Origin of the sequence: Pectinatus haikarae (assembly GCF_015732185.1) — a bacterium.
GTDB classification, from domain to species: Bacteria; Bacillota; Negativicutes; order Selenomonadales; family Selenomonadaceae; genus Pectinatus; species Pectinatus haikarae.
In genome coordinates this window covers 114062-133567 of sequence record NZ_WIQM01000016.1, presented here as the reverse complement: position 1 = coordinate 133567, position 19506 = coordinate 114062, and the positions used below count along the sequence as shown (strand labels likewise).

General features: G+C 39.8%; 16 protein-coding genes. 13 read left to right on the top strand and 3 right to left on the bottom strand.

The annotated features are described in order from the left end of the window. Positions 1-2 precede the first annotated feature (2 nt). The 6 genes from meaB to I6758_RS11230 all read left to right on the top strand — a co-directional run bounded on the left by meaB (position 3) and on the right by I6758_RS11230 (position 6853). Positions 3-1172: a methylmalonyl Co-A mutase-associated GTPase MeaB gene (gene meaB / locus I6758_RS11255; RefSeq protein ID WP_196605366.1), complete on the top strand. Its 1170-nt coding sequence runs from the start codon at positions 3-5 to the stop codon at positions 1170-1172. Positions 1173-1226: 54 nt separating this feature from the next. Next, complete coding sequence (locus I6758_RS11250; RefSeq protein WP_196605365.1) at positions 1227-1787, top strand: peptide-methionine (S)-S-oxide reductase; 561 nt, start codon at positions 1227-1229, stop codon at positions 1785-1787. A gap of 165 nt (positions 1788-1952) precedes the next feature. Beyond that, a complete protein-coding gene (locus I6758_RS11245) occupies positions 1953-2714 on the top strand; it encodes a DeoR/GlpR family DNA-binding transcription regulator (RefSeq protein ID WP_196605364.1) in 762 nt (253 codons plus the stop codon). 114 nt (positions 2715-2828) lie between these two features. Further along, positions 2829-5177, top strand: coding sequence for a glycyl radical protein (locus I6758_RS11240; protein WP_196605946.1), 2349 nt, complete (start codon positions 2829-2831; stop codon positions 5175-5177). Next, complete coding sequence (locus I6758_RS11235; RefSeq protein ID WP_196605363.1) at positions 5174-6073, top strand: glycyl-radical enzyme activating protein; 900 nt, start codon at positions 5174-5176, stop codon at positions 6071-6073. Before I6758_RS11240 ends, I6758_RS11235 begins: the two co-directional genes overlap by 4 nt. Before the next feature lie 102 nt (positions 6074-6175). Next, a complete protein-coding gene (locus I6758_RS11230) occupies positions 6176-6853 on the top strand; it encodes a fructose-6-phosphate aldolase (RefSeq protein WP_196605362.1) in 678 nt (225 codons plus the stop codon). 124 nt (positions 6854-6977) lie between these two features. Here the strand turns inward: I6758_RS11230 and I6758_RS11225 are convergent, their stop codons facing one another. After that, complete coding sequence (locus tag I6758_RS11225; RefSeq protein WP_196605361.1) at positions 6978-7343, bottom strand: winged helix-turn-helix transcriptional regulator; 366 nt, start codon at positions 7341-7343, stop codon at positions 6978-6980. A gap of 211 nt (positions 7344-7554) precedes the next feature. On the opposite strand from I6758_RS11225, the gene I6758_RS11220 reads away from it, so the two are divergent. The 7 genes from I6758_RS11220 (at position 7555) to rlmN (ending at position 15977) form a co-directional block, all read left to right on the top strand. Next, positions 7555-9306 (top strand): thiamine pyrophosphate-dependent enzyme, encoded by a 1752-nt coding sequence (locus I6758_RS11220; protein ID WP_196605360.1) that lies wholly within the window; start codon positions 7555-7557, stop codon positions 9304-9306. A 206-nt stretch (positions 9307-9512) separates the two neighbouring features. Continuing rightward, positions 9513-9986 carry an IS200/IS605 family transposase gene (tnpA, locus tag I6758_RS11215; protein ID WP_196605359.1) on the top strand — a complete coding sequence of 158 codons (474 nt, stop codon included), beginning with the start codon at positions 9513-9515 and terminating at the stop codon, positions 9984-9986. 297 nt (positions 9987-10283) lie between these two features. After that, on the top strand, positions 10284-10961 hold the full coding sequence (locus tag I6758_RS11210) for a 3'-5' exonuclease (protein ID WP_196605358.1): 678 nt from the start codon (positions 10284-10286) through the stop codon (positions 10959-10961). A gap of 56 nt (positions 10962-11017) precedes the next feature. Next, positions 11018-12760, top strand: a complete 1743-nt coding sequence (locus I6758_RS11205) for an ABC transporter ATP-binding protein (protein WP_196605357.1) — start codon at positions 11018-11020, stop codon at positions 12758-12760. A 25-nt stretch (positions 12761-12785) separates the two neighbouring features. Beyond that, positions 12786-13559, top strand: coding sequence for a DUF116 domain-containing protein (locus tag I6758_RS11200; RefSeq protein WP_196605356.1), 774 nt, complete (start codon positions 12786-12788; stop codon positions 13557-13559). Beyond that, positions 13556-14887 (top strand): 16S rRNA (cytosine(967)-C(5))-methyltransferase RsmB, encoded by a 1332-nt coding sequence (gene rsmB, locus I6758_RS11195; protein WP_196605355.1) that lies wholly within the window; start codon positions 13556-13558, stop codon positions 14885-14887. Before I6758_RS11200 ends, rsmB begins: the two co-directional genes overlap by 4 nt. A 19-nt stretch (positions 14888-14906) precedes the next feature. Beyond that, positions 14907-15977 (top strand): 23S rRNA (adenine(2503)-C(2))-methyltransferase RlmN, encoded by a 1071-nt coding sequence (gene rlmN, locus I6758_RS11190; protein ID WP_196605354.1) that lies wholly within the window; start codon positions 14907-14909, stop codon positions 15975-15977. 295 nt (positions 15978-16272) lie between these two features. On the opposite strand, the gene I6758_RS11185 is transcribed toward rlmN, so the two are convergent. Together I6758_RS11185 and I6758_RS11180 are read right to left on the bottom strand one after the other, a co-directional pair. Further along, complete coding sequence (locus I6758_RS11185) at positions 16273-17661, bottom strand: aspartate ammonia-lyase (protein ID WP_196605353.1); 1389 nt, start codon at positions 17659-17661, stop codon at positions 16273-16275. Positions 17662-17819: 158 nt separating this feature from the next. Beyond that, the gene (locus tag I6758_RS11180) at positions 17820-19244 is read right to left on the bottom strand and encodes a DASS family sodium-coupled anion symporter (RefSeq protein ID WP_196605352.1); all 1425 of its coding nucleotides are present in this window, start codon (positions 19242-19244) and stop codon (positions 17820-17822) included. Positions 19245-19506 lie beyond the last annotated feature (262 nt).

The following is a 19506-nucleotide window of genomic DNA, read 5'->3' as shown; positions in this document are numbered from 1 at the left end:
TTATGGCTGAATATAAAAGTTTTAAACCAGACTGGGCTCCGGAAAAAAACGATAAAGCTTTTGCCTGCAGTGTAATGGACGGCATAGAGGGAATAACCGATACTACAGTGGGAAATATCAATCCACAGCTGGAAAAAGGACGCAGGAAGCCGATCAGAAAATTAGTTTTACCGGTCGAAGAATATGTAAATGGAGTAGCACAAGGGAACCGTATGGTCCTTTCGCGCGCTATTACGTTGATAGAAAGTAACAATTCGGACCATTTTGCCAAGGCACAGAATGTTTTGCAGCAGCTGCTGCCCCGCACAGGAAAGGCTTTACGGATAGGTATAACGGGAGTCCCGGGGGCAGGTAAAAGTACAATGATAGAGGCTTTGGGGAATATGCTGTGCAATATGGGGCATAAAATCGCTGTATTGACTGTCGACCCGACAAGCTCTGTGACAAAAGGATCCATCCTCGGCGATAAAACACGTATGGGAACATTGTCGAGGAATCAGAATGCATTTATCAGACCATCACCGGCGGGCGGAACTTTGGGCGGCGTTGCAAGAAAAAGCCGTGAAACGATGCTGATGTGTGAGGCAGCGGGATATGACATCATAATCATTGAAACTGTCGGTGTAGGTCAATCAGAAATAACGGTGCGATCCATGGTTGATTTTTTTATGCTGGTCGTTTTGACGGGTGCGGGGGACGAACTGCAGGGAATAAAAAAGGGGATAATGGAATTGGCCGATGCAATAGTTATTAATAAAGCTGATGGTGACAACCTGCTGAAGGCAAAAGTATCCCGCGGCGAATATGAACGTATGATAGAATATATTCGTCCGGCCACAGAAGGATGGCAGACACATGCATATCTTTGTTCAGCCATAAAAAAAACCGGGTTGAAAGAATTATGGAAAGTCATAGAAATTTTTACTAAAATGACAAAAGAAAAAGGTTCATTTCAAAAACGCCGGGAAAATCAACTTCTTGACTGGACTTACAGCATGATTGATGAACATTTGCATAACTTGTTTTTTGATGATCCTATAATAACAGGACGTATGCCGGAAGTTCGCCAGTCCGTGCTGACGGGAAAGATATCGCCGACTCAGGCCGTTGCGGAATTGATTAATCTGTTCGATATTGAACGTGCGGCCAAAAGGCACAGCGGCATTTTCTAAAGTATGTCAGTGATTCTGCGCATTTAAACAGAAGGGTGACCAAGGAGACGGAAAATGTATACTAAAAATATTTATTTTGCCGGCGGAAGCTTTTATGAACTGCAGGAGCTTTTTTCCCGGGTAAAGGGAGTCACAGCCACAAAAACGGGATATATAAATTCACTTGCAGCTTATCCTTGTCATAAAGACATATTGAAAGGGAAAACCGGAGCGGCAATGGGAATAGAAGCAGAATATGATCCTAAAAAAATAGATCTTTCCACATTGCTGGATATCTTGTGCACTGTTATTGATCCTTATATAAAGAATGGCCAGAAGAATATGCAGCGCAGCGGAGTGTATTATTCTGAGGGGGAAGATGAGGCAGTCGTTCAGCTATACATGAACTTTATAAAAAGCAGACACAGATCGTTGCCTATAACGCCATTTTCTGCCGTAAAATCTTTTGACAGTATGCTGACGGCAACCCGCAGGTGTTATATGGAGGCACTGCCCTTGGTAAACTTTTATCCGGCAGAAGAAATGCATCAATATTATTTAAGAAAGAATCCCTCAACCAAAACCTTTATAGATTTTATGCGTCTCAGAGAACTGGAAATAATTACATCAGTCTGAGAATAACAACATCATGAAAAACCGCCGTACTGAGCAGAAAATGTTTGGTATGGCGGTTTTCTGCATTTATTTGGTCCGCTTTAGCCATTATGGTATAATAAATCCAATAAAAAATATATATAACAAGGAAAATTATGATACCTGTCCCATGTCAAAGGAGCAAAAATGTTTGTACAGGAACGGCAAAAAAAAATTATAGATTTATTAGAAGAAAATGGCAGAGTCTTAGTAAGAGATTTAAGCATGCGCTTTAGTGTGACGGAAGATTGTATACGCAAGGATCTCGCCGCATTGGAAAAAAATAGTTTACTGAAAAGAGTCTACGGCGGAGCGGTAACGGAAAGGATAAATACACATCAGCTCAAAGCGGAACAGCGCAAAGATACCAATGTAGCTCAGAAAAAGATAATCGCAAAAAAAGCCTTGGAGCTTATAAAAACCGGTGATACGATATTTTTAGATATTTCTACGGTGAACGTGGAACTGGCCCGGCTGCTACTGAACAAGAAAATCAAAGTAAATGTTATCACTAATATGATAGATATAATGAATCTGCTGGCAGCCCATAAATACGCGGAAATGACATTTATTGGCGGGACTCTCGATTTTGCAGGAGACGGGTTTATTGGAGGACTCGCTAATGGTTTAATTGACAAGCTGCATTTTGATGCGGCGTTTATGGGGGCGGTAGGCATTGATATACACAAAAATGCTGTATATACATATAAACCGGAAGACGGACTTACTAAGAAAAAGGCGGTTGACTCCGCAGATAAAGCGTATATATTAGCGGAAAACGAAAAGTTTATGAGAAGTGGTAATTTTCTATATGCCTCTTTGAATGATTTTATTGCTGTTGTGACGGAAAAACCGCTTTCCCGGCAGGCTGCGAAAAAAATCAAGGAATATAGAATAAAAAATTTATGAAACTCTTATTGTCTCCGTACCGTTTTTGTGCGGAGATAATTTTTATTGAAAAATAATAAAAAACAATATATAATAATATAAAATAATAAAAGAGGAGAGATCGTATTGCAAAATATGAAAATGTCAGAACGAATAAAGATACTGAAGAAAAAAATGCTGGCACAAAAAAGATACATGTCTGTTGAACAGGCTCTTCTTACAACTGATGTTTATAAAAAAAATGAAGAGAAACCTGTGATAATAAAAAGAGCGTTAGCCTTGCAGGCAGCACTGGAAAAGATCGAGATAGCAGTCGAACCGGAAGAAATGATTGTCGGCAACAGGACAAGAGGTGTCAGATTTGGCGTAGTTTCACCCGAGAGCGGAGGATCCTGGATAGATGGAGAACTGACGACACTGCCGAACAGGCCGCAGGATCCCTTTCAAGTCCATGCAAAAGATATTGACGACTACAGGGAAATTATCAAACCATATTGGCAGGATAAATCACTGGAAGACATATTACAGAAAAGATATGGCAGGGAACTTGCGGCGATCAGTAAAGTAGCCAAGATCAACCAGACAGATCATTCGCAAGGCCATATTTGTCCGGATTGTTTACTCTGGCTGGAAAAAGGACCTGCCGGAATAAAAGAGCAGGCACAGCGATTGACAGGCGGGCAGTCTTTAACGCGAGAACAGAGAGAATTTTATAAGTCGGTAGTCATAGTCATGGATGGAATGCAGACCTTTATGCTTAGATACAGCATACTTTTAAAAGATACAGCTCGTGTCAATGGAAAATTTGCGTCTTCACTGGAGAAAATGGCGGATAATTGCGAAAATATAGCAAAAAGGCCACCTGAAAATTTTCATGAAGCGGTACAATCTCTGTGGTTTTTATTTGTTGTTTTACAGATGGAATCAAACGCATCATCCTTTTCACCGGGGCGCATGGATAGATACCTATATTCTTTTTATAAAAATGATATTGACAATAGTATTATCAGTGCGGATGACGCATTGGAAATAATAGAATGCCTGTGGCTGAAATTTAATCAGATTGTCTATATGCGCAACGCGGGCAGTGCAAAATATTTTGCTGGATTTCCCATCGGATTCAATATAGCGATAGGCGGGTTGGATGAGTATGGCAATACTGCAGAAAATGACCTGTCATATTTGTTTTTAAAGGCACAGGAAGATTTGGGACTGCCGCAGCCAAATCTGTCGGTCAGACTAAATAAGAATACAGCACAGAAGCTTCTGCAATATGCTGTAAAAGTGGTGTCAAAAGGCAGCGGCATGCCGCAGTTCTTCAATGATGAAGCAATTATTGAAACGATGATGAATGACTTAAAGATAGAAAAAAAAGATGCATGGGATTATGCGATCGTCGGCTGTGTTGAACTTACTACGCAGGGAAATAATCTTGGCTGGAGCGACGCGGCAATGTTTAATATGAACAAAGCCCTTGAACTTGCCATGAATCATGGCAGATGCCTGCTGACCGGTAAACAGCTGGGACCGGATATGGGAGGCTTGGAAAGGTTCAGCTCGTATGAAGAGCTGGAAAAAGCATTTGCTGCTCAGATTGACTATTTTTTGGAAAAAATGATAATGGCCTGCGAAGAAGTAGAAAAAGGGCATATGGCTCTGCTGCCTTCTCCCTTCCTTTCAGCAGTGATAGACAATTGCCTGGCAAATGGCGTTGATGTCACAGCCGGCGGAGCAAAGTACAATTTATCGGGTATTCAGATAATACAGGCAGCCAATGTTGCGGATAGTATGGCGGCACTCAAACAACTGGTGTATGATGAAAAACGCGTAAGCGGCGCCGAAATGCTCAATGCTCTGCAGAATGACTTCAACGGTTTCGAAATAGTGCGGACAATGGCGGAAAACAAAGTACCTAAATATGGCAATGATATAGAATGGGTCGATAATATTGCCGCAAAATGGGCGCATTATTTCAGAGAAAAGCTTACTCATTATAAAAACTGCCGGGGCGGAATATATCATACAGGAATGTATACCGTATCGGCACATGTGCCAATGGGGGAAAATGTGGGAGCTTCCCCAGACGGACGTCTTGCCGGAAAACCGTTGGCTGATGGCGGCATGTCTCCAGTGTATGGTTGCGATAAAAACGGACCTACCGCCGTTCTGCAGTCTGTCAGTCGGTTGGATAATGTCCTGACCAGTAATGGCGGATTGCTCAATATGAAATTTCTGCCGGAATTTTTTGCCACTGAAGAAGGTATAGAAAAATTTTCTATGTTTTTGAGAGCTTTTGTTGATCTGAAGATACCGCATATCCAGTTTAATGTAGTACATCGTGAAGATCTTTTGAAAGCGCAGAAAGAACCGGAAAAATATAGCAGCCTTACGGTCCGTGTAGCCGGATATACGGCTTATTTTACAGAACTGGACAGAAAATTGCAGGATGAAATAATAGCCAGAACGGAATACAGTGCGATATGAAGAAGGGACTGATTTTTGATATACAGCGTTTTTCTGTCAATGATGGGGCAGGGATCAGAACCACAGTATTTTTAAAAGGCTGTCCGCTGCACTGCATATGGTGTCAGAATCCTGAAGGTATATCCGTCAATGCTAAATTAGTTTGTTTTGCAAGCTCATGCATATTGTGCGGACAATGCGCACAGAAAGGCGATAACGCCGTGCGCATTGAAAAAAAACAAGTTGTCATTGAAAATGATAAAGTAAAAAATCCTGACGAATATGAGTCGATCTGTCCGGCGGGGGCTTTAAGAATGGACAGCAGATGGTATGAGCTTGATGAACTGATACACATTCTTAAGCGGGATAAGGTTTTTTTCAAATATGGAGGAGGTGTGACTCTTTCAGGCGGAGAACCTTTTTTTCAAAATGAATTCAGCACAGCACTTTTGCAAAAACTGAGGGAAGAAGGAATTCATACAGCAGTGGAGACTTCTTTATATACAAGGCCCGGCAGTATAGAAAAAGCGTTGCCGTATATAGATACTCTGTTTGCTGATTTTAAAATATATGATAATGATTTGCATAAAAAATGTACGGGAGTAGACAATGATATAATAAAAAAGAATATAAAATTTATTCTGCAATCTCTGTACAGAGATAATGTAATTATCAGGACACCACTTATTCCCTTTTATACGGCTGTGCCGGAGAACTTGCAAAAAATAGCAGAACAGATTGTATCTTGGTATGAGCACGTAAAATATGAATTGCTTAATTATAATCCGCTTGCAGCGGCAAAATATAAACACGTCGATTATGATTATTGTTTTTCTGAAAAACTGCCTATGTACACTGCAGAGCAAATGGCTTATTTTTACGGAATCTTAAAAGAAGCAGGGATCATCGGATATTAAAATTTTCCGCATGGCAGGAAAGATTTCAGTATACGGAATCATCTGCAAATCTGTTATAATAAAAATATACAGTCAACAATATATAAAGGAGCGAATATATCTATGAAGTATTTGATTGATACAGCCAATCTTGAAATGATTGAAAAATGCAATGACCTGCTGCCGATAAGCGGTGTTACAAGTAATCCCAGTATTATAAAAAAAGAAGGGAAAATAAATTTTTTCCCCCATTTTCAAAAAATACGCAGCATAATAGGCAAAGACAAAACACTCCATATTCAAATTTTGGCTGAAGACAGCGATGGTATATTGAAAGAAGCGCATACCATATTGGATAAAGTGGATAAAAATGTATTCATAAAGATACCGACGACCCCCGAAGGTTTGAAGGCAATACGCCTGCTGAAAAAAGAGGATGTCGGAGTGACAGCCACTGCTATTTATACAAAAACACAGGGACTTATGGCTATGGAAGCCGGCGCAGATTATATAGCACCCTATTTTAATCGTATGGAGAACCTGGATATTGACGCACCGGATACGATCGCTGTTTTTGCTGATATGATAGCCGTATATGGTTATCATACTCAAATTTTAGCGGCAAGCTTTAAAAATATAGCACAGGTAAACACCGCTTTCAAATGTGGAGCGCAGACGGCTACTGTCGGTCCTGATATTTTACTGGCAGCATTTGCTGTGCCATCAATAAAAAAAGCGGTCGATGATTTTGCAGCAGATTGGAAACAAATATTCGGAGCTGCTTCTATCCGTGACTTATGAACAAAAAAGATGGAAAGGAGGCAGGATCACGCTGAACGCGTGACCCTGCCTCCTTTTCTGTCATTGTCATTTTTGAAAAAATACTTTTTTATCCGCTGTTTATATGGCTGAGTGATTTATTCTGTTAAGCTTTTTTATTTGGCAAAGGCAGTTCAGTAATTTTTTTATGTTTGAGAGTACAATATTTTATACCGAAACTGCGCACGGCAGCTATAATAGGACGTAATTCCTCACCAAAGTCACTGAGACTATATTCAACGTGCAGAGGAATTTCAGAATATACCTTGCGATTGACCAGGCTGTTGGCTTCTAAAAAACGAAGATTGTCGGTCAGTACTTTCGGACTGATGCCTGGTATGCTTTTAAGTAAAACATTGAACCGATAAGAATCATTGAACAATAAACGCAAAATATGAAGCCTCCACTTATTTCCTATAAGGCCGATTGCTGTGGTCACTGGACAGATTGGTAATTCATCTTTAGTTATCATTACTGCAAATTACCTCCAAAATAAATTATTGTATATTTATCTTCAAAGAGATTATGTAAATTATAACATATTATATTCTCAATAAACATGATCGTGAATGATATAGTAATAAAAAAGTAAGTAATTGTTTTCATAAAAATTGAATTTTATAATGTTATATATGTAAATTACTTATATGTTTTTCAATAATTAATGGCAAGGGGTTAAAAAAATGGCAAAAATGACAGCAGGTCAGGCATTAGCACGTGTGTTGATTAGTTGGGAGATTGACCATATTTACGGAATAACCGCGGATTCTATAAACAATACAGTAGACGGTTTCTATCAGGAAAGAAAAAATCTGAAATATATTCAAGTCCGCCATGAAGAGATCGGCTCTCTGGCAGCGGCAGCTGATGCAAAATTGACAGGCAGAATAGGTGTATGTTTTGGATCCGCCGGACCTGGTGCCGTGCATTTGCTCAACGGTCTTTATGATGCCCGTCAGGATAGAGTCCCTGTTTTGGCGATAGTCGGCCAGTCTGCAACAGGCGTGATGAATACCAATTTTTTTCAGGAAATGAATCAGGATCCTATTTTTGCCGATGTAGCGCAATTTCATAAACAAGTAGTCAGTGCTGAACAAATACCAAATGTCGTTGATGAAGCAATTCGTTCAGCGTACGCTTCAAATTCAATATCGGTTGTCATTATTCCCGATGATCTGTCCGGGAAGATCATCGACTTTGTTCCCTTCAAAACACGAAAAGTAAGCGGAACCGGTCAACCTTTGCAGGCAAGGCCTGAAGATGTCCGGCTCGTTATTGATAGCCTTGATAAGGCAGAGCGTCCGATATTATGGATAGGACAGGGAGCACGTGATGCGGCTGAAGAAGTAACAGCTGTCTCAGAGAAATTTAGTATGCCGGTCTTATCTACTGCGCCTGCTACGGGAATAATGCCTGCGGATCATCCAAATTATATGGGCTGCCGCGGACGGCTGGGCACCAAACCGGCTTTTGAAACAAGTGAGATGGCAGATCTTATAATATTTGTCGGCACTAACTACCCGTTTGCCAGATTTCTTCCCAAAAATATAAAATCTATACAAATAAATAATGACATAGCCGATTTTGGCAAACAGTATGACGCGGATATTACCGTTCCTGCTGATGCGAAATCTTTTCTTTCGGCATTGCTTAAAGAAGGAAAACAGCGGACGGAATCAGTTTTTTTGAAGGCATCACAAGTCAATAAGCAGAACTGGGATAAATGGCTGGATAAATTGGCAGATGACGACAGTGAAGGTTTATCTGCTGAAGGGGTCATAAAAGGAATAAAATCGATAGCTGATGATGATGCTGTTTTTGCGCTTGATGTGGGAAATAACACAGAATGGGCAATACGTCAGCTGCCTTTGAACGGAAAACAGAAAATGACTATGTCCTCATGGTATGGCACTATGGGATACGGATTACCGGCAGGATTGGCAGGCAAACTAAGCTTCCCTGAGCGGCAGGTATGGTCTATTTCCGGAGACGGCGGTTATGCGATGGTGATGCCTGACCTTCTGACTGAGGTAAAATACAATATACCTGTAATAAATGTGGTTTTAGAAAATAAATCTTTGGGTTTTATCCAGCATGAAAAAATAGTGGCAGGACAAGCTTTATACGGGATAGATCTATTGGGAGCGGAATGGGCTGCTATGGCTGAAAACATGGGTGCTATAGGATTCAGGGCAGCTAATTTACATGAACTCCAAGATGCGCTTAAAAAAATTGAGGAATTGCAGGCAAAAGGCAATAAACTACCTATACTGCTCGATGCGAAAATAAAAAATGTTGATCCGATAGATACGCATACAGTACCGGTTGATCCTGTCCTGTATGATAAAAAAACCATTGATGAATATCGTGAACAATACAAATTGGATGAAAAAACACAGCCGGCATTATCTGTTATTTTCAACAATGTTGATTAAATTTTAAACAGAGAAGACTTTCGGAAACTGCTGAATATATGTGGAAAAAGGCGGAACGCTGTGATGTTCCGCCTTTTGTTGTATAAAAGAAAACCACGCGATAGTCGCGTGGTTCAAAAAAGCTTAAGCGGTGAGTCCTAATGTGCTAACCTGAAAATAAGCCTGCCAGCTTAAAATACAGATTATACATTAGGAGATGCCACTAAATGCCGAAACAAGAAAATAATGACACACATAGTTTAGCACATACGAAGTGGAATTGTAAGTATCACATAGTTTTTGCCCCGAAGTATCGTAGAAAGGTATTTTATAAGGAAAAACGGCAAGAACTGCGAGATATAATGAGAACTTTATGTGAATGGAAAGATGTAGAAATTATTGAGGGAGAAATATGTCCAGATCATATACATTTGTTAGTTTGTATACCACCAAAGATAAGTGTTTCAGGATTTATGGGATATCTAAAAGGGAAAAGCAGCTTAATGATCTTTCAAAAATTTGGGAATATGAAATTTGCGTATAGAAACCGCGAATTTTGGTGCAAAGGGTACTATGTAGATACAGTTGGAAAAGACACAAAAGCTATAACAGAATATATAGCAAATCAGTTAAAACGAGATAAGGAAGCAGACCAATTAAGTTTATTTGATCCAAGAGACCCGTTTACGGGTAGCAAATAAAAGTTGCATGGCTGGCAGGCCAATAAAAGGCGCATTTATGCGCAGCCAGTGAAAAAGGGCTATGCCCGAAAAGGAAAAACCACCCGCTATGCGGGTGGATAATTATTATGAGTTATATTGTCCTCCCGGTATAAAAACCCTTACAGATAGTGTAAGCGTAAATTGTGTGTACATATTTTATAAGTTGGTGTAAAATAGAAAAAGAATATATAGTTGTATTTTTATAAATGGCATATTTTATACTGCGGTCAGCCGTTTCTGAAAAATATGATACTTACAGGATGAAAGGGTCATTCTATGAAATATATCGTACTAGATTTAGAAATGAATCCAATAATAAACAAATTTAAAGCAGAACGCTGTATATGCAAAAATGAAATAGTTGAAATAGGTGCCATTCTAGTAGATGAAAACTATGAAAAGAAAAGTCAATACAGACAGTATGTAAAACCTCAGTACAATGAGATCGGCAGACGCTATGAGGAATTGACAGGTGTGACCAATGAACTTGTGAAGGATGCACCCCATTTTAAGCATGCTATGGATAATTTTTGCCAATGGCAGAAGGATTGCTGCTCAGCCGATGAAGAGGTAGCAGTATATGCCTGGAGTGAAAATGATCGACGGCAGATGGAGCAGGAATTTATGCTCAAACAGATGAAGCTGGGCGATTATTCTGTGCTGCGCTGTTCGTGGTATGACTTGCAGAAAGAATATTGCACTATGCTGGGACTGCAGCGTATGATAACTTTGCAGGCTGCTGTGGGCGCCATGGGTGAAGCTTTCGTGGGACGTATGCATGATGCGCTCTGGGATGCTGAAAATACGGCAAGGATCTTTATTTTGTCGAGAGATAAGACAAATTTTAAAAAAGTAATGAAGCCGGTGTTGGAAGTTTTGCAGCCAAGACGGCCAATGACCTACTCGCTCGGAGATTTATTTGGTGATAAATTGAAAGATCTGAAGATAGAGTGAATTTTCTTTGACAGGTAAACAATGTATTTATATAAATTTGGTTTTAGGAGTATTCTATGGATATTTTCAAACGTTTCATTGAATTTTATAAACCGCATAAGCGGTTATTTTTTTTCGATTTAATATGCGCGACATGGGTGGCCGCCGTTGATTTATCATTCCCCCAGCTTCTATATTATTCTACGCATGTTCTTTTCGTTCAGGGAGAAAAAGATATATTCAGGAGCTGTATGCTGATAGCCTGCATTATGATAGTGATGTATATCATCCGCTATTACTGCCAGCATTATATAACTACATGGGGACATATAATGGGGGCACGGATGGAAAGCGAAATGAGGAGGAGGCTTTTTGAAAAGTATCAGGAACTGTCTTTTGCCTATTATGATAAGAATAATACAGGAATAATGATGAGTAAACTGGTATCTGATCTATTTGATATCTCAGAACTCGCCCATCATGGACCCGAAAATATTTTTTTAGCCGTACTGGAAATAACAGGAGCTTTTATTTTAATGGGTATGATAAATATCCATCTGACAATGATATTATTTTTTATAATGTGCATGATGCTGTTTTTTGGTATAAGCCAGAATCGAAAAATGAAGGCTGTATTCTTGGATAACAGAAGAAAAATTGCGGATGTCAATTCGTCCTTGCAGGATAGTCTTGCAGGTATAAGAGTTGTAAAATCTTTCGGCAATGAAAAACTCGAACATGCAAAATTCAGTCGCAGTAATGATGAATTTCTCCATTCGAAAACGGAAAGCTATCTGGCTATGGGACGTTTTGTCGCAGGCGGCGGTATATTTGTCGGACTCAGCTATATGGCGGTACTGTCAGCAGGAGGGTATTTTATTGCTCAGAGGACATTGCAGCCGACAGATCTGGCAGTTTTCGCTCTTTATATAGGAATTTTCCTCAATCCTATAAATATGCTGGTGAATTTTACAGAACAATTTCAAAAAGGCTACACAGGTTTTTGTCGTTTTGTAGAGATAATGGACACCGATGTTTCTATAAAAAATAGTGAAAACGCACAGGATATCGGTACAGCAAAAGGTGATATATCTTATAATCATGTTTCCTTCCATTATGAAAAAACGCAGCAGGTATTGGAAAACATAGATTTTCATGTCAAAGCAGGAAAAACAGTTGCACTAGTTGGACCCTCCGGAGGAGGAAAAACTACCATATGCTCTCTTTTACCAAGATTTTATGATGTGACGGAGGGAAGTATATGCATAGATGGCAAGGATATAAGAGAGATCACATTGGAATCGCTGCGCAGAAACATAGGCATTGTCCAACAGGATGTGTATATGTTTAATGGAACAATTAAATCAAATATAGCTTATGGCGCTCCTGATGCATCTGATGAAGAAATTGCAGCTGCTGCGAAGCAGGCAAATATACACGACTTTATAATGACACTGCCTGATAGATATGATAGTCTTGTCGGTGAACGGGGAACACGTCTGTCAGGCGGTCAAAAGCAGCGGATTTCCATAGCCAGAGTTTTTCTGAAAAACCCCAATATCCTGATTCTGGATGAGGCAACCAGTGCGCTCGATAACGAGAGTGAAAGATATATAAAAGAATCATTGGAGCTGCTTTCGAAAAATCGTACGACTCTTGTCGTAGCACATAGGTTAAGTACTATTCAAAATGCTGATGAAATTCTTGTGATTCGTCATCATGGTATAATAGAGCGTGGCAGTCATGATGAATTGATAAAAATGAATGGACTTTATGCACGTTATTATCGTATGCAATTTTATAAGCAGGCGGAGAAGTAAATTTTTATTCACAGCGGAGTATATTATGAAAAAAAATAAAAATACATTGCTGCTTTTATTGATGTTTTTAAGTATAACGACACTCTTGGTGCTGGTGGGAATAGTAGGGCGTATCAGCTATCTCGGACTGCATGAAGTTTCCGCAAATCTGCCGTCTTTCTTTTTCGGCGTATATATAATAATCTCTTGTCTGTCATTACTGACATTATTGAATATAATTCTTATAATTTCCCCATTGTCCAGATTCAGCTTCGGACATAAATATATATATGAAGCAGTGAATCTATTGTTTCCGCTGATCCTTTTGTGGGGGAAACTTTTGCGTGTCTCTCGCCGCAGCATAGAGCGGTCATTTATCAATGTCAATAACCGGCTTATCGGGCGCAGCAATATCAAGGTACATGCCGAAGAGCTGCTTGTTATTTCACCACATTGTCTCCAGCTGGCAGCATGTAAATATAAAATAACATATGATGTGAATAACTGCCATAAATGCGGTGCCTGTACAATCGGCGCTATGCTTAAGATGGCTGAAGAAATGGGATTCCATTTTCACGTGGTGACGGGTGGTACATTGGCAAGAAATCTGGTAAAAAGCACCCATCCAAAATTAATTTTGGCCATAGCCTGTGAAAGAGATCTGGCAAGCGGCATTCAGGATGTCTATCCTCTGCCCGCTGTCGGTGTCCTTAATAGCCGGCCTTTTGGTCCATGTTATAATACTACAGTAGATTTAGAAGAAGTGCGTGTCGCAATAGAACGATACATAATAAAAAAGAATAGGAATAACGATAAATGAATGACAGAAAAGCTGCTTTGAAGATCCTGCTGGATATATATGAGAATAAAGCTTATGCAAATATTGCTCTTAGCAAATATTTTAAGAATAATAGTCTGGAAGATACGGATCGCCGGTTCATCACACAGCTTGTATATGGAACAGTCAAGTCAGGAGATACCCTTTTATGGATATTGAGACAATATATAAAAATGCCGGTAAGTAAAGTGCACCCGGTTATACGTACGATATTGCGTATGGGGATATACCAGCTCATTTATATGGATAAGGTTCCGGTGTCGGCAGCATGCAATGAGTCAGTCAAGCTTGCTAAAAAATATGGACATGCAGGAACGGTAAAATTTGTCAATGCTGTAATGCGTTCTATTGATCGTGATCGCAGCAGATGTGATTTTGCTAAAGCAGGAAATTCGACAAGCTATACCGCTTTGAAATATTGGCATCCTGAATGGCTGGTAAATTTGTTTGCGGCTGAATTTGGTATGAAACAGACGGAAGCTTTGTGCAGCTTCAATAACCAGGATGCGCCGCTTTCCCTGCGCTGCAACACGTTGAAGACGACAGCCGAACAGCTGATGGAATATTTGGCAGCGAAGGGCACCATATGCGAAAGATCGCACCTGTGTGCAGATGCTGTGATCTGCACCAAACACCCTTCTTTGGCATCAATGGACTTTCTGGAAAATGGGATGGCTATTGTACAGGATGAAAGTTCCATGCTTGTGGCGCATGTTATGGCTCCCATGCCAACGGATCTGATTATAGATGTTTGCAGTGCACCGGGAGGTAAAACAACACATATAGCTGCACTCATGAAAAATAAAGGCAGAGTTATCGCTAATGATATACATGAACATAAGTTGAAGCTTATAGAAGACAACGCAAGACGGCTTGGTCTTGATAATATAGAAATACATGTGGAGGATGCCTGCAATATAGGGGCGCTGTACAGTAAAACGGCGGACAAAGTTCTGGCAGACGTGCCCTGTTCCGGTTTTGGCGTATTGCGGCGTAAAGTTGATGCACGCTGGAATAAGACAAAAGACGAAATAGAGAAATTGCCGCAGACGCAGTATAAAATATTGGAAAGTGCTGCTGAGGCAGTCAAAACGGGCGGAATAATAGTTTACAGTACCTGTACGATACTTAAACGGGAAAATGGAGATGTCGTGAATAAATTTTTGGCGGAGCATAAGGATTTTAAACTTGAATCTATAGATAAATTTCTGCCTGATCGTTTGCGAGGCAGAGGCGATATGCTGCAGTTACTGCCTCATATTGATAAAACAGATGGATTTTTTATTGCACGTATGAGAAGAATAGTCTAAAAGGAAAGAGGCGAAAATATTGCAGGAAAACATCTTTGGCTTAACTCTGGATGAGTTAAGGGAAAAACTTAAACCGATGAAAGTGCCCTCCTTCAGGGCCGCACAGATTTTAGAATGGCTATATCAGAAAAATATTTACAATTTTGCCGAGATGACTAATTTACCACTGTCCTTGCGTGAGGAGCTGAGTCAAAAACTTGTGGCAGACAGTGGAGAAGTCGTTGATAACAAAGTGTCTGAGGATGGAAGAACAAATAAAATGTTGGTTCGCTTTAGTGATAAAGTAGCAGTAGAGACCGTATTGATGCGGCAAAAATATGGCAATAGCATTTGTATCTCCTCACAGGCAGGATGCAGTGTAGGCTGCTCGTTCTGCGCATCAACGGTAAAAGGATTGGATCGTAACATGACTAAGGGTGAAATGCTGGCTCAGGCCATGAAAAGTCAGGAACTGGTCAGCAAAAATAATGAGCGCATAGGAAATATAGTTATAATGGGCAGTGGTGAGCCTCTGCTGAACTATGAAAATGTGTTGGCATTTATACGATTGGTGCACGAAAAATATTGTATGAATATAGGCTACCGTAATATTACAGTATCTACATCTGGCATAATACCAATGATGGAGAAATTGGCGCAGGAAAACCTGCCGATAACACTTTCTCTTTCTCTGCATGCACCAGAAGACAAATTGCGTTCTGAACTCATGCCTGTAAATAAACGTTATCCCTTGATAGATGTTGTAAAGGCAGCCGACGACTACGCGGAGAAAACAAAACGCAGAGTGACCTACGAATATATACTTATTAATGATATCAATGATAGTCCTGAGCAGGCAAAGTCATTAGCCGGGCTTCTTAAAAATAAGCTGGCAAATGTAAATCTTATTCCTATTAATCCGGTGGTGGAAAGAGGTTTTACCCGTCCGTCAGCAAAAAAAATAAAAAACTTTTGGGACATTTTACAAAAGCAGCATATCAATGCAACGATAAGAAAAGAAATGGGAACTGATATAAATGCGGCATGCGGTCAATTGCGAAACGAGTATCTGGATGCATCATCCAGTGAGAAGACACAAAAAAATGGCTGATTTTTATCCGATGACTAACCCGCTCTAATACTCCCGCTTCTGCAAGCGGTGAGTAAAGAGCGGCTAAGTCCTTGGATAATTTTGACTACCATTCAGGTGGCGTCAAAACGCCGTCTGAATTAAGTCTCCATTTATAAAAAGTATCGGGAATCTTGATTAATATTTTGACCTGATCAAATAATCTATAATATAAAGAACTCCCTGCTATAATACCTATTGACGACATCTGTTTTTAAAGTCATCGGTATTTACAGCAGGGAGTTTTTTATGGCGCTGATTATATGGAATATCTGTGTTATTCGGCAATTCCCGGGTGAGTCATCTGTTCAGGTGATAAAATATGTTCCAGTTTTTCTTTTGGAAGAAGACCTTTTTTTAAAACTATTTCACGGATAGAATCGCCTGTTGTATAAGCTTCTTTGGCAAGCATTGCCGAATTTTCATAACCGATATGCGGTAAAAGCGCTGTGACAATACCTACACTTTTATCAAGCCAGTTGTGGCATTGCTTGCTGTTTGGCTGCAGGCCGATGAGAAGTTTATCCACAAAGGTATTTACTGCGTTTGTCAGATAGTTCATTGAGTTGAATAAATTAAATGCCATTATTGGTTCCATTACATTAAGCTCAAACTGTCCATTTTCTACGCCGAGCGAAATGGCTAAATCATTTGCCACGACTTGGTAACATGTCTGGTCAAGCACTTCTGCTATGACTGGATTTATTTTTCCGGGCATGATGGATGAACCAGGCTGGCGCGGCGGCAGTTTGAGTTCATTAAGACCGCAGCGCGGGCCGGAAGCCATTAGGCGAAAGTCATTGGCCATTTTTATGAGTACAAGGGCAGTCACTTTCAAAGATGCTGACACATCAGCAAAGCCGTCGGTATTGTTGGTAGTATCGATGAGATTGTCGGCAGTTTTGAAAGTTTCTCCGGTAACTTCCGAAAGAGTATGTGCTACAGCTTTTATATATTTAGGCTCGGCATTCAGGCCGGTACCTACGGCAGTTGCCCCCATATTTACTATATGAATAGAATCAACAGCAGTCTTGATACGTCTGATACCGCGGCGCACAGAAGAAGCATATGACCCCATTTCCTGACCGAGCGTAATAGGCACGGCATCCTGTAAATGCGTGCGTCCCATTTTTAAAATATCCTTGTATTCTTCTGCTTTTTTATCCAATTCACCGGCAAGATATTCCAGAGCGGCAATAAGCTTTTTACTTTTATGACTGATACATACTTTAATCGCGGTAGGAAATGAATCATTTGTTGACTGAGCCATATTGGCATGATTGTTTGGTGAAATTATATCATAACGACCTTTTTTTTCGCCTATTATTTCCAAGGCTCGATTAACGATAACTTCGTTGGTGTTCATATTTATAGAGGTACCGGCTCCGCCTTGGATAGGATCGACGGGAAACTGATCGAGAAGCTCACCCGCTATTATCTCATCGGCAGCCTTGATCAAAGCATCACCAATTTTTTTATCCAAACGTCCTGTCAGCATGTTGGCTAGAGCGGCAGCTTTTTTGACCTTGGCAAAGGACTGAATAAAATCAGAGTCTATTGTCTGTCCTGTGATATTGAAATTTTCTTTAGCACGAATTGTTTGAACTCCGTAATATACATCGTCAGGTACGTCCAGTTCACCTAAAAAATCATGTTCTTTTCTCATTATGGTACACCTTTCTTTGGAAATTAAAATAAGTTATTAATTTAAAAAAAGTATAGTTATATTAAAGACTAATGCATATTGAACATTGTATACATTATACTTCTTCCCGTGTATTATATATCATCTTTAAAAAAATTGATATATTTTTTAATAAAATTTTAGAAAAAGCCTACTAATTTCATCCATGGTAAGCCTATAAGCAGCCATACAACAATATGAATTGTTGAAATAAGAAAACCTATTTTCCACCATTTGCCCTGACTTATATAATTCGCACCGAAAAATATCGGTGTGACACCGCACCCATAGTGTGTAAGGAAAGAACAACTGTTGGCTAAAACACCAAAAATTATCAGTATACCTAATGCAGGGGCGCCAGCAACTATGAGTATGGATGCGAATGTTCCAAATAAAGCCATTATATGAGCACTGTTGCTTGCCAGTCCATAATGAGCATAAACATAGACAACAGAAAGTACAATAAGCGTTATTATCCATGATATACCGTCAAGACTGGCACCAACGGTCTTGGCAAAATAATTCATAAGTCCTAGCTTGGCTAAGTATGCTGCCATGTTGACCAATATTCCCATCCAAATCAAAACATCCCAAGCACCTTTTTGGTTCAGCACATCGTTCCAGTCAATAATATGGGCTGCCAACATAGCACTTAGACCAAGCAAGGCTATAAAAGCAGAATCAATGCCATGTATCGGTCCGGTGGCCCATAAAAATAGAGCAGAAATAAAGATCAAGCAGAGTGTTTTTTCTGCGCTGGACATAGCGCCCATTTTGGTCAATTTTTCTTTAGCCATTTCTTTGGTTTCAGGTGTATATTTCAATTCCGGATTTATTATTTTGTATAGCAGCCATGGAGTGAGTACTGACAGTATAATACCGGGAACGATGCAGGCTATGAACCAGTCTGTCCATGTGATAGTTACACCGAATAATGTATTTGATAAAGTTGCGGCAAGCGCGTTGTTAGAGGCACCGGTGAGAAATATGCAGGCGGAAGTTATAACCGCGCAGTAGGAACTGAACATGAAAAATGCCGCTGTACGATGATTTGTATCTTTGTTCGGGGCGGCGCCGATGGCTGAACAGATACTGTTTACTATCGGAAAAATTATACCGCCGCCTCTAGCCGTGTTTGAAGGAGTGAAGGGCGCAATCATAAAATCAGCAACGCTCATTACATAGGCAACGCGTAGCGAACTGGAACCAAACTTGGCGAGAAGTTGGTAAGCTATGCGGTTGCCAAGTCCTGTTTTGACAAAACCTTCGGCAAACATGAAGGCCGAAACAATAAGCCATATAATAGTATTACTGAATCCAGCCAGAGCCTCACCTGCTTTTAATACATGAAATATAACAAGAGCGGTACAAGCAATAATGGAGACAGCACCAATAGACAAAGGTTGAAGAATAAAACCAGCAATGGTGGCGACAAAAATTGCCAGAAGATGCCATGCTTGCGGATTGACACCATTTGGTATGGGGATAAACCAAATTATCAAGCCTATGATAACGCAGATAAGGCTTTTTTTGAATGTAGTTTGTAAAGAATTTTCTTTTTCCATTTTTGTGAATCCCTTTCCAGATAAACACTAGATAATAATGAAATCTGCCGCAGATGACACACTTTGCTTGAAAGTGATAGGTATTTTCTTGATATTTAGAAAAAATCAAGGAAATTTGAATGAATATTTATATTGATTTATGACGTCATAATATATATACAATTTGGTCTACAAAATCCGACAGTAATCTACAAAAAATTTATATTATTGAAAAAATTTATTTTAATAACTTTTTTCTTATATGAAATAAATAATTTTTATG

Bases quoted from the DNA above. Each gene is read 5' to 3' on its own strand.
- I6758_RS11185 (WP_196605353.1), bottom strand. From the start codon at position 17,661: ATGAGAAAAGAACATGATTTTTTAGGTGAACTGGACGTACCTGACGAT.
- I6758_RS11250 (WP_196605365.1), top strand. From the start codon at position 1,227: ATGTATACTAAAAATATTTATTTTGCCGGCGGAAGCTTTTATGAACTG.
- rsmB (WP_196605355.1), top strand. From the start codon at position 13,556: ATGAATGACAGAAAAGCTGCTTTGAAGATCCTGCTGGATATATATGAG.
- meaB (WP_196605366.1), top strand. From the start codon at position 3: ATGGCTGAATATAAAAGTTTTAAACCAGACTGGGCTCCGGAAAAAAAC.
- I6758_RS11220 (WP_196605360.1), top strand. From the start codon at position 7,555: ATGGCAAAAATGACAGCAGGTCAGGCATTAGCACGTGTGTTGATTAGT.
- I6758_RS11245 (WP_196605364.1), top strand. From the start codon at position 1,953: ATGTTTGTACAGGAACGGCAAAAAAAAATTATAGATTTATTAGAAGAA.
- I6758_RS11235 (WP_196605363.1), top strand. From the start codon at position 5,174: ATGAAGAAGGGACTGATTTTTGATATACAGCGTTTTTCTGTCAATGAT.
- tnpA (WP_196605359.1), top strand. From the start codon at position 9,513: ATGCCGAAACAAGAAAATAATGACACACATAGTTTAGCACATACGAAG.
- I6758_RS11240 (WP_196605946.1), top strand. From the start codon at position 2,829: ATGAAAATGTCAGAACGAATAAAGATACTGAAGAAAAAAATGCTGGCA.
- I6758_RS11200 (WP_196605356.1), top strand. From the start codon at position 12,786: ATGAAAAAAAATAAAAATACATTGCTGCTTTTATTGATGTTTTTAAGT.
- I6758_RS11210 (WP_196605358.1), top strand. From the start codon at position 10,284: ATGAAATATATCGTACTAGATTTAGAAATGAATCCAATAATAAACAAA.
- I6758_RS11205 (WP_196605357.1), top strand. From the start codon at position 11,018: ATGGATATTTTCAAACGTTTCATTGAATTTTATAAACCGCATAAGCGG.
- I6758_RS11225 (WP_196605361.1), bottom strand. From the start codon at position 7,343: ATGATAACTAAAGATGAATTACCAATCTGTCCAGTGACCACAGCAATC.
- I6758_RS11180 (WP_196605352.1), bottom strand. From the start codon at position 19,244: ATGGAAAAAGAAAATTCTTTACAAACTACATTCAAAAAAAGCCTTATC.
- I6758_RS11230 (WP_196605362.1), top strand. From the start codon at position 6,176: ATGAAGTATTTGATTGATACAGCCAATCTTGAAATGATTGAAAAATGC.